Origin of the sequence: Micromonospora sp. NPDC007271 (assembly GCF_040634005.1) — a bacterium.
Taxonomy (GTDB): Bacteria; Actinomycetota; Actinomycetes; order Mycobacteriales; family Micromonosporaceae; genus Micromonospora.
The window spans coordinates 1-15,631 of the sequence record NZ_JBEYER010000071.1; the positions used below are offsets into that span (position 1 = coordinate 1).

13 protein-coding genes and 1 pseudogene are annotated in these 15,631 nt (G+C 72.9%); all 14 read right to left on the reverse strand.

The window, feature by feature from the left end; translation table 11 throughout:
• Positions 1 to 737: pseudogene (locus ABZ570_RS23265) on the reverse strand (primosomal protein N'); the annotation flags it as partial.
• Between the two features lie 59 nt (positions 738 to 796).
• On the reverse strand, positions 797 to 1,987 hold the full coding sequence (gene metK, locus ABZ570_RS23270) for a methionine adenosyltransferase (protein ID WP_358067271.1): 1,191 nt from the start codon (positions 1,985 to 1,987) through the stop codon (positions 797 to 799).
• A gap of 96 nt (positions 1,988 to 2,083) precedes the next feature.
• Positions 2,084 to 3,292 (reverse strand): bifunctional phosphopantothenoylcysteine decarboxylase/phosphopantothenate--cysteine ligase CoaBC, encoded by a 1,209-nt coding sequence (gene coaBC, locus ABZ570_RS23275; RefSeq protein WP_358067274.1) that lies wholly within the window; start codon positions 3,290 to 3,292, stop codon positions 2,084 to 2,086.
• Positions 3,293 to 3,306: 14 nt separating this feature from the next.
• Positions 3,307 to 3,573: a DNA-directed RNA polymerase subunit omega gene (gene rpoZ / locus ABZ570_RS23280; RefSeq protein ID WP_358067277.1), complete on the reverse strand. Its 267-nt coding sequence runs from the start codon at positions 3,571 to 3,573 to the stop codon at positions 3,307 to 3,309.
• A gap of 45 nt (positions 3,574 to 3,618) precedes the next feature.
• On the reverse strand, positions 3,619 to 4,152 hold the full coding sequence (locus ABZ570_RS23285; RefSeq protein ID WP_358067280.1) for a guanylate kinase: 534 nt from the start codon (positions 4,150 to 4,152) through the stop codon (positions 3,619 to 3,621).
• Between the two features lie 25 nt (positions 4,153 to 4,177).
• Entirely contained in the window at positions 4,178 to 4,495 is a 318-nt protein-coding gene (mihF, locus tag ABZ570_RS23290; protein ID WP_046564635.1) for an integration host factor, actinobacterial type, read from the reverse strand.
• Between the two features lie 175 nt (positions 4,496 to 4,670).
• On the reverse strand, positions 4,671 to 5,510 hold the full coding sequence (pyrF, locus tag ABZ570_RS23295) for an orotidine-5'-phosphate decarboxylase (protein ID WP_358067283.1): 840 nt from the start codon (positions 5,508 to 5,510) through the stop codon (positions 4,671 to 4,673).
• A 227-nt stretch (positions 5,511 to 5,737) separates the two neighbouring features.
• The gene (locus ABZ570_RS23300; RefSeq protein WP_358067286.1) at positions 5,738 to 7,012 is read right to left on the reverse strand and encodes an adenosylmethionine--8-amino-7-oxononanoate transaminase; all 1,275 of its coding nucleotides are present in this window, start codon (positions 7,010 to 7,012) and stop codon (positions 5,738 to 5,740) included.
• A gap of 156 nt (positions 7,013 to 7,168) precedes the next feature.
• A complete protein-coding gene (locus tag ABZ570_RS23305) occupies positions 7,169 to 8,182 on the reverse strand; it encodes a quinone-dependent dihydroorotate dehydrogenase (protein WP_358067288.1) in 1,014 nt (337 codons plus the stop codon).
• A gap of 97 nt (positions 8,183 to 8,279) precedes the next feature.
• On the reverse strand, positions 8,280 to 11,627 hold the full coding sequence (gene carB / locus ABZ570_RS23310; protein WP_358067291.1) for a carbamoyl-phosphate synthase large subunit: 3,348 nt from the start codon (positions 11,625 to 11,627) through the stop codon (positions 8,280 to 8,282).
• Positions 11,620 to 12,762, reverse strand: a complete 1,143-nt coding sequence (gene carA / locus ABZ570_RS23315) for a glutamine-hydrolyzing carbamoyl-phosphate synthase small subunit (protein WP_358067357.1) — start codon at positions 12,760 to 12,762, stop codon at positions 11,620 to 11,622. The genes carB and carA overlap by 8 nt, the downstream gene beginning before the upstream one ends.
• Positions 12,762 to 14,039, reverse strand: a complete 1,278-nt coding sequence (locus ABZ570_RS23320; RefSeq protein ID WP_358067293.1) for a dihydroorotase — start codon at positions 14,037 to 14,039, stop codon at positions 12,762 to 12,764. The genes carA and ABZ570_RS23320 overlap by 1 nt, the downstream gene beginning before the upstream one ends.
• Positions 14,036 to 14,962 carry an aspartate carbamoyltransferase catalytic subunit gene (locus ABZ570_RS23325; RefSeq protein WP_091191695.1) on the reverse strand — a complete coding sequence of 309 codons (927 nt, stop codon included), beginning with the start codon at positions 14,960 to 14,962 and terminating at the stop codon, positions 14,036 to 14,038. Before ABZ570_RS23325 ends, ABZ570_RS23320 begins: the two co-directional genes overlap by 4 nt.
• A complete protein-coding gene (gene pyrR / locus ABZ570_RS23330) occupies positions 14,959 to 15,543 on the reverse strand; it encodes a bifunctional pyr operon transcriptional regulator/uracil phosphoribosyltransferase PyrR (RefSeq protein ID WP_358067297.1) in 585 nt (194 codons plus the stop codon). The genes ABZ570_RS23325 and pyrR overlap by 4 nt, the downstream gene beginning before the upstream one ends.
• Positions 15,544 to 15,631: the final 88 nt, after the last annotated feature.

The following is a 15,631-nucleotide window of genomic DNA, read 5'->3' on the forward strand; positions in this document are numbered from 1 at the left end:
ACGGCGGCGGCCACCGCGTCGGCGTACCGGGCGGCCCAGTCCTCGCCGGGCAGGGCCGACCAGACAGCCCGGGGTGCCCGCCCGTCGCTGAGCGCCCGCAGGAAGGCCGGCCCGGCCGGATAGTCGCGCCACCCGCGCGGGTCCACCCCGGCCGGCGTCAACCGTCCGACGGGTCCGGTGCCCACGGTCGTACCGTCGGCGCCATCGCCGGCGGAGTCCCCGTCACGGCGGGCGGAGGCCGTATCACCGCCCGCGGAGTCGGCGCCACCGCCGGCGGAGGCCGCATCACCGCCCGCGGACGCGGCACCACCGGCCACGGAGACGGCATCACCGACCGCGGAGGCGGCGTCACCGGCCACGGAGGCGGCGTCACCGGCCACGGAGGCGGGGGCGGCGTGGCCGGGGGGCGCGGCCGCCGTGACGTCCTTCTCCACCCGTGCGTGGCGGGGCGGCACGGCCAGCCGGAGCACGTCGGCGAGGCTGCCCGCGTACCGGGCGGCGACCGCCCGGGCCAGCCGGGCCACCTCGGGGGCCAGCACCGGCACCGGGGAGACCACCTTCTCCAGGTACGCCAGTCGAGGGTGGTCGGACTCCGCGACGCGCTCCAGCAGCCAACCGTCGACGAGCTGCCCGGCGAAGCGGACCTTCACCCGCACCCCGGGCAGCGCGTCGGCATCCAGCTCGGCCGGCACCAGGTAGTCGAAGGGGCGGTCGAGGTGGGCCAGGGGAAGATCCACGCAGACGCGAGCGACCGGCGACCCCTCGGCGGGTCGCCGGTCGCTGCGCCTGGTGCCGGTCAGGCTCCTGCGGCCGACTTGAGGTCGGCGGCCCGGTCGGCGCTCTCCCAGGTCAGGTCCGGCAGCTCCCGGCCGAAGTGGCCGTACGCGGCGGTCTGCTGGTAGATCGGGCGGAGCAGGTTGAGGTCCCGGATGATCGCGGCCGGGCGCAGGTCGAAGACCTCGACGACGGCCTTCTCGATCGAGGCGACCGGCACGGTCTCGGTGCCGAACGTCTCGATGAAGAGGCTGACCGGGTGCGCCTTGCCGATCGCATACGCGACCTGCGCCTCGCACCGCTCGGCGAGGCCGGCGGCGACCACGTTCTTGGCCACCCAGCGCATCGCGTACGCGGCGGAGCGGTCCACCTTGGACGGGTCCTTGCCGGAGAAGGCACCGCCGCCGTGCCGGGCGTACCCGCCGTAGGTGTCCACGATGATCTTCCGACCGGTGAGGCCGGCGTCGCCCATCGGGCCGCCGATCTCGAACCGCCCGGTCGGGTTGACCAGCAGCCGGTAACCCTCGGTGTCCAGGCCGAGGCCCTCCAGCTCGGGGTTGATCACGTGGTCCCGGATGTCCGGGGTGAGCAGCGATTCGAGCGAGATGTCCGCGGCGTGCTGGCTGGAGACGACGACGGTGTCCAGCCGGACGGGGCGCAGCCCGTCGTACTCGATGGTCACCTGGGTCTTGCCGTCCGGCCGCAGGTACGGGATGGTGCCGTCCTTGCGCACCGCGGCGAGGCGACGGGCCAGGCGGTGGGCGAGCGCGATCGGCAGCGGCATCAGCTCGGGCGTCTCGGAGCAGGCGAAGCCGAACATCATGCCCTGGTCGCCGGCGCCCTGCGCGTCCAGCGCGCTCTCCGACGAGCCGGTACGCAGCTCGAACGCGTTGTCCACGCCCTGCGCGATGTCCTGCGACTGGGAGCCGATGGAGACGCTGACACCGCAGGAGGCGCCGTCGAAGCCCTTCTTCGAAGAGTCGTACCCGATGTCCAGGATGGTCTCCCGGACGATGGTCGGGATGTCGGCGTACGCCTTGGTGGTGACCTCGCCGGCGACGTGCACCTGGCCGGTGGTGATCAGGGTCTCCACCGCGACGCGGCTGCGCGGGTCCTGAGCGAGCAGCGCGTCGAGAATGCCGTCACTGATCTGGTCGGCGATCTTGTCCGGGTGGCCCTCCGTGACCGATTCGGACGTGAAGAGACGTGTCACGGCACTCCTAAACGTGTGAATTCGAGAAAAGGTCGCTCGGCGGCAGTTTAGTCAACCTGCTCCCAGCGTGACCCCCGGAACGGCAGGTGCCAACCGTCAGGATCGCTCGGTCAGTCGACCGCTCACGAGGTCCCAGACGGCATCGGCCAACTCCTCCTTGGGCTGTTCGGGCAGCCGGTGCACCGAACCGTCCGCCCCGATCACGGTGGCGGCGTTGGTCTCGGCACCGAACACCTTGTCCACGCCGACCTCGTTGATCACGATGAGGTCCGCCCGTTTCCGGGCCAGCTTGGCCCGGCCGTTGGCCTCGGCGTCCCCGGTCTCGGCGGCGAAGACCACCAGCACCTGCCCGGGCCGGCGGTGTCGCCCCAACTCGGCGGCGATGTCCGGATTGGTGACCAGCTCGATGGTGGGCGCGCTGCCGTCGTCCGCCTTCTTGATCTTGCCCGGGGCGTAGCTGGCCGGGCGGAAGTCGGCGGGGGCGGCGGCCATCACCACGACGTCCGCCGTTGCCGCCGCCTCCAGCGTGGCCGTACGCAGCTCCTCGGTGGTGCCCACCCGGACCAGATCCACGCCGGCCGGATCGGTGAGCGCGACGTTGGCCGCGACCAGGGTGACCCGGGCGCCCCGGGCGACGGCGGCGCGGGCGAACGCGTACCCCTGCTTGCCGGACGACCGGTTGCCGAGGAACCGCACCGGGTCGAGCGGCTCCCGGGTGCCGCCGGCGGTGACCACCACGTGCCGGCCGGCCAGGTCGGCCGGGGCGGCGACGCCCCGGGCCAGGGCCCGGCGGGCGACCGCGAAGATCTCCGCCGGGTCGGGCAGCCGGCCCTTGCCGGTGTCCTTCCCGGTGAGCCGCCCGACGGCGGGCTCGATCACCCGCACCCCGCGGGACCGCAGGGTCGCCACGTTGGCGACGGTCGCCGGGTGCTCCCACATCTCGGTGTGCATGGCCGGGGCGAGCACGACCGGGCAGCGGGCGGTGAGCAGGGTGTTGGTGAGCAGGTCGTCGGCGAGGCCGTGGGCGGCCCTGGCGAGCAGGTCGGCGGTCGCGGGGGCCACGACGACCAGATCGGCGTGCTGACCGAGGCGGACGTGCGGCACCTCGTGCACGTCCGACCAGACGTCGTCGGCCACCGGCTGGCCGGAGAGCGCGGCCCAGGTCGGCGCCCCGACGAAGCGGAGCGCCGACGCGGTCGGCACGACCCGGACCCGGTGGCCCGACTCGGTGAGGAGCCGCAGCAGCTCACACGCCTTGTAGGCGGCGATGCCGCCACCGACCCCGAGGACGATCTCGGCGGACATCGACGCGGAGGGGACTACGGCTGGTCGGTCGGCTCGGCGGTGAGCAGGCCCGCGTTGATCTCGCGCATGGCGATGGAGAGCGGCTTCTCCTGCGGGGTGGTCTCCACGAGCGGGCCGACGTACTCCAGCAGGCCCTCACCGAGCTGGCTGTAGTACGCGTTGACCTGGCGCGCGCGCTTGGCGGCGAAGATCACCAGAGCGTACTTCGAGGTCGTCTTCTCGAGGAGCTCGTCGATCGGCGGGTTGGTGATGCCCTCGGGGTTGGTGGTGATGGATCCCACGGAATAACCTCTGCGTCTCGTGCACCGCCCGGGGGCGGTGGTCTCTCAACCGCTCAGGCGCGGTTGGGCCGGAGCCAGGAAGGAAGAACCGAGCAAGCCTACCAGCTCCTCCGCGGCGCGCTCGGTGCGGTCGTGCCGGACGGCGTGTGCGAACGCCGCCGCGACGGCCGGGTCCGGCCGGTACGACGGCGGGGCGAGCAGCACCAGTTGGGCGTCCGGCACGGTGGCCCGGACGGCGAGCGCGCCGGGCAGGTCCAGCGGGAACAGCACCGGGCGGCCCGCGGCGAGCTCGGCCCGCACGCCCACCCGCGGCACACCCCGCCGGTACGGCCCGATCCGGCTCCACTCCAGCAGCTCGTCGGCGTCGATCATCCGGTCGAACGCGGCCGGGTCGAGGAAGATCCGGTCGACGCCGTCCACCTCGCCGGGGCAGGGGGGCCGGGTGGTCGCCGCCACCGGCACCCACACCGACGGAAAGCGCGCCCGGACCTGCTCGACGACACTCCCCCGGCCGGCCCCCGAAGGTCCGGTCAGGACAGTGAGCCGAGCCGCCGGGCGCGCCTCGTCATCCGTGCTCACCGCTTGTTTCTACACGGTGCGCTGTTCAGTTGGCGGCGAACTCTCCAAGCAGAGCCTTGCGCTGCTGCTCGCCCAGGCCGCGGAGGCGGCGGCTGTCGGCGATCTTGAGCTTCTCCATGATCTGGGTGGCCCGGATCTTGCCGATGCCCGGCATCGCCTGGAGGACGGCCGACACCTTCAGCTTGCCGACGACGTCGTCCGACTCGGCCTGCTCAAGGACGGTGGCGAGGCTGGTCTTGCCCTGCTTCAGGTCCTCCTTCAGCTTCGCACGGGCCTTGCGGATCTCCGCGGCCTTCTCCAGCGCGGCAGCGCGCTGCTCGGGGGTCAGTGACGGGAGCGGCACCAGTTCTCCTCAGGTCCCTAACGCGGCGGGCGGTACGCACCGCCGCTGCTGTGAAACGTGGTGTCGCTGGCAACCAAAGGGGTCCGTGGTTCCCAGCGCGGGGAAAACTAGCGGTCAACGGAGTTTTCAGCAACGTGGGCGCGCAAAGATCATCATAAAGTGACCGAGCCGTCAGTCAGTCGTTGCAGGCCAGGGCGGCCCGGCAGTCGGCCAACGCCCGCTCGGCGGCGGCCCGCAGGGCGGCCGGGTCCGGCCCGGCGAGCAGCACCTCCCGGGAGTACGACGGCAGCACCGAGGGCAGGCTGGCGCCGAACACGGTGCGCAGGTCCGCGGCCGTGGCACCCTGCGCGCCCAGCCCCGGGGCGAGCAGCGGACCGTGCACCGCGGAGAGATCGTGGCCGGTGTCCCCGATCGTCGCGCCGACCACCAGACCGAAGCTGCCGAGCGGCTCGGCACCCCGGTTGAGCTGCGCAATCTCGTCGATAACGGTCTGCGCCACGGTCCGCCCGTCGGCGCCGACGGCGCGCTGCACGGCGGCGCCCTCCGGGTTGGAGGTGAGCGCCAGGACGAAGACTCCACCGCCGTGCGCGGTCGCCAGTTCGAACATCGGCGCCAGCGACCCGACCCCGAGGTACGGGCTCGCCGTCACCGCGTCGACATACAGCGGGCTGGATGAATCGAGGTACGCCGCGGCGTACGCGCTGACCGTCGACCCGATGTCGCCACGTTTGACGTCGAGGAGAACGAGTGCGCCGGCATTTCGCAACTGTCGGATAGTTGACTCAAGGACCGCGATGCCCCGCGACCCGAAGCGCTCGAAGAAGGCCGACTGCGGCTTCACCACCGCCACCCGGTCACCGAGCGCCTCCACGAGCGTCCGGCTGAACCGGTCGAGGCCCTCGACGTCGTCAGCGAGCCCCCAGCGGGCCAGCAACCCGGGATGCGGGTCGATACCCACGCAGAGCGGTCCCCGCTCGGCCACGGCCCGATGCAGGCGGGCGCCGAAGGTCTCCATCGCGTCTCTCCCTCTCCTCGCGCGGCGTCCCGCCGCGGTGTGCCTCGGTCATCCTGCCGCCGCCCCTGCCGGGACGGACGTTCCCTGCGGTTGCCGGCCGCCACACGGCGCGTCCGGGGTGGCGGCCGCCGCACGGCGCGTCCGGGGTGGCGGCCTCGGCGCGGCGGCGCTGCGCGTCGGCGGGCACCGCGTCGAGGTGGCCGCTGCCCGCTGTCCGGTGCGCCCGCTCAACCGGCCTTGACCGCCGCCTCGACCCCGGCGACGATCCGTGCCACGTCCGCCGCGTCGGTGACGTACGGCGGCATGGTGTAGACGAGGTCGCGGAACGGCCGCAGCCACACCCCCTGCGCGACCGCGGCGGCGGTCGCCCGGGGGAGGTCCACCTCGTGGTCGAGCTGGACCACGCCGATCGCGCCGAGCACGCGGACGTCGGCCACCCCGGGGGCGGCCCGCAGCGGCTCCAGACCGGCCCGGAGCCCGCTCTGGATCTCGGCCACCCGGCCCGCCCAGTCACCGGCCCGCAGCAGGCCCAGGGAGGCGTTGGCGACCGCGCAGGCGAGCGGGTTGCCCATGAACGTCGGGCCGTGCGCCAACACCCCGTCGGCGGAGATGCCGCGGGCCACCTCGGCGGTGCAGAGCGCGGCGGCCAGGGTGAGGTAGCCGCCGGTGAGCGCCTTGCCGACGCAGAGCACGTCCGGGGCGACCCCGGCGTGCTCGGCGGCGAACATGGTCCCCGTCCGGCCGAAGCCGGTGGCGATCTCGTCGAAGACCAGCAGGATGCCGTTCGCCCGGGTCACCTCGCGCAGCACCCGCAGATAGTGCGGGTGGTGGAAACGCATCCCGCCGGCGCCCTGGACCACCGGCTCGACGATCACCGCGGCCAACTCGTCGGCGTGCCGCTCCACCGCGTCCACCAGGGCCGCCTCGTACGCCGGGTCGGGTGGGGTGTCGTAGCCGCCCGGCGGCGCCGGCGCGAAGACCTGCCGGGGCAGCACGTCCCCCCAGAGGTGGTGCATGCCGCCCTCGGGGTCGCAGACGCTCATCGGGTGGAAGGTGTCGCCGTGGTAGCCACCCCGCCAGGTGCCGAGCCGGCGCCGCTCCGGCCGCCCCGTGGCCCGCTGGTACTGCAGGCACATCTTCACCGCGACCTCCACGCTGACCGAGCCGGAGTCGGCCAGGAAGACGTGTTCCAGGCCGTCCGGGGCCAGCTCGACCAGGGTTCGCGCCAGGCGTACCGCGGGCTCGTGGGTGAGGCCGCCGAACATCACGTGGCTCATCCGGCCGAGCTGGTCGGTGACGGCGGCGTCCAGCACCGGGTGCCGGTAGCCGTGGATCGCCGCCCACCAGGACGACATCCCGTCGATCAGTTCCCGGCCGTCGGCCAGCCGCAGCCGTACGCCCTCGGCGCTCTCCACCACGTAGGGCGGGCTGGCCGGCGGCAGCGCCGCGTACGGATGCCAGACGTGCCGCCGGTCAGCCGCAAGAATCTCCTCAACCGTCACAAACTCTCCTTCCCTCCCCCTCCCCACCCCCTCCCTTCCCTCCCTCCCCGCCCTCCCCCGGCGATCTTGCAGTTTCGGCCCGTGTCCTGCCCGGAATGAGCGATATGCCGGGGCACGAACTGCAAGATCGCCGGGGAGAGGGGGGTGGGGGTGGGGTCAGCGGGGGGTGGGGTGGGTGATGGCGCGGGTTAGGGCCGGGCCGTGGTAGATGAAGCCGGTGTAGAGCTGGACCAAGCTGGCGCCGGCGTCGAACATCCGGGTGGCGTCGTCCGGGTCGAGGATGCCGCCGACGCCGACCACCGGCAGCCGGCCGCCGGTCTCCCGGTGCACGAAGGCGACCACCTCCCGGGCCCGCCCGGTCAGTGGACGGCCGGAGAGGCCGCCGGTCTCCGCGCCCCGCGCCCGGTCGGCCGGGGCGAGCCCGTTCCGGGCCAGGGTGGTGTTGGTGGCGATCACTCCGGCCGCGCCCCGGTCGAGGCAGACCTCCAGCAGCTCGGCGATGGCCGGCTCGGTGAGATCGGGGGCGATCTTCACGAGCACCGGCTTCTCCCCCACCAGCGCCGCGAGCAGGGCGTCCAGGTGGGACCGGTCCTGTAGGGAGCGCAGGCCCGGGGTGTTCGGCGAGGAGACGTTGACCGCGAAGTAGTCACCGTGTTCCTTCAGCGCCCGATAGGACGCCAGATAGTCCTCGACGGCCTCGTCCAGCGGGGTCACCTTGGACTTGCCGAGCGAGATGCCCAGCGGTACGCCGATCGGGCGCGGCAGCGCCGCCAGCCGGGCCGCGAGGGCCTCGGCACCGGCGTTGTTGAAGCCCATCCGGTTGACCACGGCCTCGCTGTCGCGCAGCCGGAACAGCCGGGGCCGGGGGTTGCCCGGTTGGGCGTGCGCGGTGACCGTGCCCACCTCGACGAAGCCGAAGCCGAGCGCCGGCCAGGCGGGCAGCGCGACGCCGTTCTTGTCCATCCCGGCCGCCAGCCCGACCGGGTTCGGGAACTCCACCCCGAACACCGTGCGCGGCGCGGCCCGGAAGTAGCGTGCGCGCAGCGCCGCCAGCACGGCCGGTCGCCGGGACACCGAGGCCAGCCGGTCCAGCGTCCACTCGTGCGCCCGCTCGGCGTCCCCACCCCCGACCCGGAACAACCACGGCCGCACGACCCGCTCGAACATCACGCCGGCCCTCCCCGGACCCCGGCACTGATCATGAAGTTGTCGTCACGGCACGCCGAGGCGGCCGGCGACAACTTCATGATCAGCGAAAGCCGGGGGGTCACTGGGCGGCCCGGAGGGTGGCGTGGAGGTCCTGGAGGGGGCGGACCTGCATGTCGCCGCGGATGCGGGCCTCGATGCCCATGACCGCGGCGGCGGCGCCGGGGACGGTGGTGATGCACGGGATGTCGGCGGTGACGGCGGCACTGCGGATCTCGTACCCGTCGGAGCGGGCACTCGCACCGGAGCCCTGCGGGGTGTTCACCACCAGCGCCACGTCGCCGCCGAGGATCAGCGACACCGCGTCCTCGCCCGCGCCGGCCTCGTAGTGCTTGCGGATCTGCTCACACGCGATGCCGTGCCGGCGGAGCACCTCGGCGGTGCCGCTGGTGGCGACGATCTCGAAGCCGAGGTCCGCCAGCCGCTTGATCGGGAAGATCATCGCACGCTTGTCCCGGTTCGCCACCGAGACGAAGATCTTCCCGGCGGTCGGCAACGACCCGTACGCGGCCGCCTGCGACTTGGCGAAGGCCTGCCCGAAACCGGTGTCGATGCCCATCACCTCGCCGGTGGACTTCATCTCCGGGCCGAGCAGCACGTCGATGCCCTTGCCGGCGGGGGTGCGGAAGCGCTTGAACGGCAGCACCGCCTCCTTGACCGCGATCGGGGCGCCGGCCGGCATGGTGCCGCCGTCCCCGGTGGGCGGGAGCATCCCCTCGGCGCGCAGCTCGGCGATGGTGGCGCCGAGCGCGATCCGGGCCGCCGCCTTGGCCAGCTGCACCGCGGTGGCCTTGGAGACGAACGGGACCGTCCGGGACGCGCGCGGGTTCGCCTCCAGCACGTACAGCACGTCGTCCTTGAGGGCGTACTGGACGTTGAGCAGGCCGCGGACGCCGATGCCGCGGGCGATCTCCTCGGTGTAGCGACGGACCTGGGCCAGGTGGGAGCCGGCCAGGGTGATCGGCGGCAGCGCGCAGGAGGAGTCGCCGGAGTGGATGCCGGCCTCCTCGATGTGCTCCATCACGCCGCCGAGGTAGACCTCGCCGTCGGCGTCGCAGAGCGCGTCCACGTCGATCTCGATGGCGTCGTCGAGGAAGTGGTCCACCAGCACCGGGCGGTCCGGCGAGATGTCGGTGGCCCGGCCGATGTACTCGCGCAGGGTGGCGTCGTCGTAGACGATCTCCATGCCGCGCCCGCCCAGCACGTACGAGGGGCGGACCAGCACCGGGTAGCCGATCTCGTCGGCGATCGTCTTCGCCTCCTCGAACGAGGTGGCCATGCCGTGCGCCGGGGCGCGCAGCCCGGCCCGGGCCAGCACCGTGCCGAACGCGCCGCGCTCCTCGGCGAGGTGGATCGACTCCGGCGAGGTGCCCACCACCGGTACGCCGGCGTTCTTGAGCCGCTGGGCCAGGCCCAACGGGGTCTGCCCGCCGAGCTGCACGATCACCCCGACCACGCCCGGCCCGCCGGCCGCCTTGCCGGACGAGTCCTCGGCGTGCCACACCTCCAGCACGTCCTCGAAGGTCAACGGCTCGAAGTAGAGCCGGTCGGCGGTGTCGTAGTCGGTTGAGACGGTCTCCGGGTTGCAGTTGACCATGACCGTCTCGTAGCCCACCTGGCGGAGGGCCATCACCGCGTGCACGCAGGAGTAGTCGAACTCGATGCCCTGCCCGATCCGGTTCGGCCCGGAGCCCAGGATGATCACCTTGGGTCGGTCCGAGGGCGCCACCTCGGTCTCCTGGTCGTACGTCGAGTAGTGGTAGGGCGTGGTCGCCTCGAACTCGGCGGCGCAGGTGTCCACCGTCTTGTAGACCGGCCGTACGCCCAGCCGGTGACGCAGGGCGCGGACGCCGTCCTCGGCGGCCAACTCGGGACGGAGCGCGGCGAGCTGCCGGTCGGAGAGGCCGGCCCGCTTGGCCCGGCGCAGCAGGTCGGCGTCGAGCACCGGGGCGTCGGCGATCTCGGTGCGCAGCTCGACCAGCGCGGCGATCTGGTCCAGGAACCAGGGGTCCATCCCGCCGGACGCCTCGGCGACCTCGGTGATGGAGGCGCCGAGCCGCAGCGCCCGCTCGACGGTGTAGAGCCGGCCGTCGTGCGGCATGCGCAGCGCGGCGAGGGTGTTCTCCTTCGTCGCCCCGCGCGGATCCGGCACACTCCAGAACCCGCCGCCCTTGGTCTCCATCGAGCGCATCGCCTTGTTCAGCGCCTCGGCGAAGTTCCGGCCCAGGCTCATCGCCTCGCCGACCGACTTCATGGTGGTGGTCAGCTCCCGGTCGGCGCCGGGGAACTTCTCGAACGCGAACCGGGGAATCTTCACCACCACGTAGTCCAGGGTCGGCTCGAACGCCGCCGGAGTCTTCAGGGTGATGTCGTTGGGGATCTCGTCCAGGGTGTAGCCGATGGCCAGCTTCGCGGCGATCTTGGCGATCGGGAAGCCGGTGGCCTTCGAGGCGAGGGCCGACGAACGGGACACCCGGGGGTTCATCTCGATCACGACGATGCGGCCGTCGGCCGGGTTGACCGCGAACTGGATGTTGCAGCCCCCGGTGTCGACCCCGACCTCGCGCAGCACCGCGATGCCGAGGTCGCGCAGCCGCTGGTACTCCCGGTCGGTCAGGGTCATGGCCGGGGCGACGGTGACGCTGTCGCCGGTGTGCACGCCCATCGGGTCGAGGTTCTCGATCGAGCAGACCACCACCACGTTGTCGTGGCGGTCGCGCATGAGTTCGAGCTCGTACTCCTTCCAGCCGAGCACGCTCTCCTCGATGAGCACCTCGTGCACCGGGCTGGCGGCCAGGCCGGCGCCGGCGATCCGCGCCAGGTCCTCGTCGGTGTGCGCCATGCCGGAGCCGAGGCCGCCCATGGTGAACGACGGCCGGATCACCACCGGCAGGCCCAGCTCGGCGACCGTCTCCTCGACCTCGGCCATCGAGTGGCAGACCCGGGAGCGGGGCACCAGCGAGGACGGGTCCTCGAGACCGATCCGGACGCCGGCCTTGGCCACGATGTCCTTGAACAGCTGCCGGTCCTCACCGCGCCGGATCGCCTCGATGTCGGCGCCGATCAGCTCGACGCCGTACTTCTCCAGCACGCCGGCCTCGTGCAGGGCGACCGCGGTGTTCAGCGCGGTCTGCCCGCCCAGGGTGGGCAGCAGCGCGTCGGGGCGCTCCTTGGCGATGACCAGCTCGACGAACTCCGGGGTGATCGGCTCGACGTACGTGGCGTCGGCGAACTCCGGGTCCGTCATGATCGTCGCCGGGTTGGAGTTGACCAGGCTGACCCGGATCCCCTCGCTGCGCAGCACCCGGCAGGCCTGGGTGCCGGAGTAGTCGAACTCGCAGGCCTGCCCGATCACGATCGGCCCGGAGCCGATCACCAGGACGTGCTTGAGGTCGGTCCGCTTAGGCATTCTTTCCGCCTTCGATGAGCTCGGCGAAGCGGTCGAAGAGGTAGTCCGCGTCGTGCGGGCCGGCCGCCGCCTCCGGGTGGTACTGGACGGTGAAGGCGGGCACGTCCTTGGCCCGCAGCCCCTCGACCACGTTGTCGTTGAGGCAGACGTGCGACACCTGGACGCCGCCGAACTCGGTGTCGATCACCTGGTCGGGCACCACGGCGCCGGGCCCCGCGCCGGGGACCTGGACCGCGAAGCCGTGGTTGTGGCTGGTCACCTCGACCTTGCCGGTGACCCGGTCGAGCACCGGCTGGTTGATGCCGCGGTGGCCGTAGCCGAGCTTGTAGGTGCCGAAGCCGAGCGCCCGGCCGAGGATCTGGCTGCCGAAGCAGATGCCGAAGAGCGGGATCCGCCGGGTCAGCACCTCCCGGGCCAGCGCGACCGGGCCGTCGGCGGTGGCCGGGTCACCCGGACCCGGCGAGAAGAAGACCGCGTCCGCCCCGGTGGCGAGCAGGTCGTCGATGGTGGCGGTGGCGGGCAGCACGTGGGTGGTGACGCCGCGGGCCGCCAGCCGGCGCGGCACGTTGCGCTTGATGCCCAGGTCCAGCGCAGCCACGGTGAACCGGTGCTCCCCCTGCGCCGGCACCACGTACGCCTTCTCGGTGCTCACCTCGGCGGAGAGGTCCGCGCCGACCATCTGCGGTGACCGGCGCACCCGTTCGAGGAGGGCCCGGGGGTCGTCGTCGACGCTGGAGATGCCGACCCGCATCGCGCCCCGCTCCCGCAGGTGGCGGGTGAGCGCCCGGGTGTCCACGCCGCTGATGCCGATCACGCCCTCGGCGGCGAGCCGGTCCTCCAGGCCGCCGGTGGCGCGCCAGTTGGAGCCGATCCGGGCGGGGTCGCGGACCACGTACCCGGCGACCCAGATCCGGGATGACTCGTCGTCCTCGTCGTTGACGCCGGTGTTGCCGATGTGCGGCGCGGTCTGCACCACCACCTGCCGGTGGTACGACGGGTCGGTCAGGGTCTCCTGGTAGCCGGTCATGCCGGTGTTGAAGACCGCCTCGCCGAAGGTCTCCCCGACGCTGCCGTACGCCTCGCCGTGGAACGTGCGCCCGTCCTCGAGCACGAGGATCGCGGGTCGTCTGCGGATCACTTGACAGCCTTTCCGTCCAGGACCGTCGGCTCGCCGCGCAGGAAGGTCGCCACGATGCGACCCGGCAGCGTCATGCGGGCATACGGGGTGTTGCGACTGCGACTGGCCAGTTCCGCCGGTTCGATGACGCGGCGGGCGGCCGGGTCGACCAGGGTCAGGTTGGCCGGCACGCCGGGGGCGGGGTCGACGCCGTGCCCGTCCAGCCCGGCGATCCGGGCCGGGGCGCGGGACATCCGCTCGGCGATCAGGTCCCACTGCGGGCCGAACACGTCCAGCGCGATGGAGAGCGCCGTCTCCAGGCCGAGCATTCCCGGCCGGGCGTACGCCCACTCGCACTCCTTGTCCTCCACGGCGTGCGGGGCGTGGTCGGTGGCGATGATGTCGATCACGCCCTCCGCGAGGGCGGTGCGCAGCGCGGCGATGTCGGCAGCGGTGCGCAGCGGGGGGTTGACCTTGTAGACCGGGTCGTAGGTGGCCGCCTTCTCGTCGGTGAGCAGCAGGTGGTGCGGGGTCACCTCGGCGGTGACCTTCACCCCGCGCGCCTTGGCGTGCCGCAGCACCGCCACGCTGCCGGCGGTGGAGACGTGGCAGACGTGCAGCCGGCTGCCGACGTGCTCGGCCAGCAGCACGTCCCGAGCGATGATCGCCTCCTCGGCGACCGCCGGCCAGCCGGTCAGCCCGAGCCGGGTGGAGACCTCGCCCTCGTGCATCTGCGCGCCCTCGGTCAGCCGGGGCTCCTCGGCGTGCTGGGCGATGATCCCGTCGAACGCCTTGACGTACTCCAGGGCCCGGCGCATCAGCATCGGGTCGGCGACGCAGTGCCCGTCGTCGGAGAAGATCCGTACCCGGGCCGCCGAGTCGGCCATCGCACCCAGCTCGGCCAGGCGCTCGCCGGCCAGGCCGACGGTGACCGCGCCGATCGGCTGCACGTCGGCCAGCCCGGCCTCCCGGCCGAGCCGCCAGACCTGCTCGACCACCCCGGCGGTGTCGGCGACCGGCGAGGTGTTGGCCATCGCGCAGACCGCGGTGTAGCCGCCGAGCGCCGCGGCCCGGGAGCCGGACTCGACGGTCTCGGCGTCCTCCCGGCCCGGCTCGCGCAGGTGGGTGTGCAGGTCGACCAGGCCGGGCAGGGCGACCAGGCCGGTGGCGTCGAGCACCGGGGCGTCCGGCGCGGTCAGTCCCGCGCCGGTCTCGGCCACGACGCCGTCGCGGATCAGCAGATCGGTCGGCGCGGCGCCGACCACACTCACGTTCCGGATCAGGTACGCGGTCACCGGTTGTTCCCTCCGAGCAGCAGGTAGAGGACGGCCATCCGCACGGAGACCCCGTTGGCGACCTGTTCGACGATGGTGGAGCGGGGTGAGTCGGCGACCTCGGGCGTGATCTCCATGCCCCGGTTCATCGGGCCGGGGTGCATGACGATCGCGTGCTCGGGCAGCCGCCGCAGGCGTGGCCCGTCGAGCCCGTACCGGCGGGCGTACTCACGGGCCGAGGGGAAGTAGGAGTCGTTCATCCGCTCCCGCTGCACCCGCAGCATCATCACCACGTCCACACCGGGTAGAACGGCGTCGAGGTCGTAGGAGACATCGGTGCCGGGGGCGAGCGCGGCGGCGATATCCACCGGGATGAGGGTGGGCGGGCCGACCAGGGTGACCTTGGCGCCGAGGGTCGACAGCAGCAGCACGTTGGAGCGGGCCACCCGGGAGTGCAGCACGTCGCCGACGATCGCCACGTGCAGGCCGGCGAGGCGGCCCAGCCGGGAGCGCATCGTGTACGCGTCGAGCAGCGCCTGGGTGGGGTGCTCGTGGGTGCCGTCGCCGGCGTTGACCACGGACCCGTCCACCCAGTTGGCCAGCCGGTGCGGGGCACCGGAGGCGGGGTGCCGGACCACCACGGCGTCGGCGCCCATGGCCTGCAGGGTGAGCGCGGTGTCCTTCAGGCTCTCGCCCTTGGCCACGCTGGAGCCCTTGGCGGAGAAGTTGATCACGTCGGCGCTGAGCCGCTTGGCGGCCGCCTCGAACGAGATCCGGGTCCGGGTGGAGTCCTCGTAGAAGAGGTTCACCACGGTCCGGCCGCGCAGCGCGGGCAGCTTCTTGACCTCGCGGCCGGCGACGGTGGCCATCTCGGCCGCGGTGTCCAGGATCTGGGTGGCCGTGGCCGCGTCCAGGTCGGCGCCGGAGAGCAGGTGGCGGATCATGCGGCGGCTCCCGGGTACAGCCGGACCTCGTCGGAGCCATCAGTCTCGGAGAGGGTGACCTTGACGTTCTCGGCGAGCGCGGTCGGAATGTTCTTGCCGACGTAGTCGGCGCGGATCGGCAGCTGGCGGTGGCCGCGGTCGACCAGGACGGCGAGCTGCACGGAGGACGGCCGGCCGACGTCGCTGAGCGCGTCGAGGGCGGCCCGCACGGTACGCCCGGAGAAGAGCACGTCGTCGACGAGGATCACGCGCCGGCCGTCGATGCCGCCGCTGGGCAGCTCGGTCGGGCCGACCGCGCGGGTGGCCTGCCGGCGCAGGTCGTCGCGGTAGAGAGTGATGTCGAGCACACCGACCGGGACGGTCACGTCCTCGAAGGTGCTGATCCGGGCGGCGAGGCGCCTCGCGAGCGGGACCCCGCGGGTGGGTATGCCGAGCAGGACCGTGTCGGCGGCGCCCTGGGTCTTCTCCAGGATCTGGTGGGCGATGCGGTCGACCACCCGCGACACGTCGGCTGCGGCGAGGATCACCTTCACCGAGGGTTGTCGCGGCGGCGACGACTGGGCAGCCGGTGGGCAGGCCACGGCGGACCTCCTTCCCCGCCTCACGGGACGGGTCGTTAAAGGATGTCTGGGATCTCCGGGCGGGCCCCGCGGGGCCCGGACCGGGGCT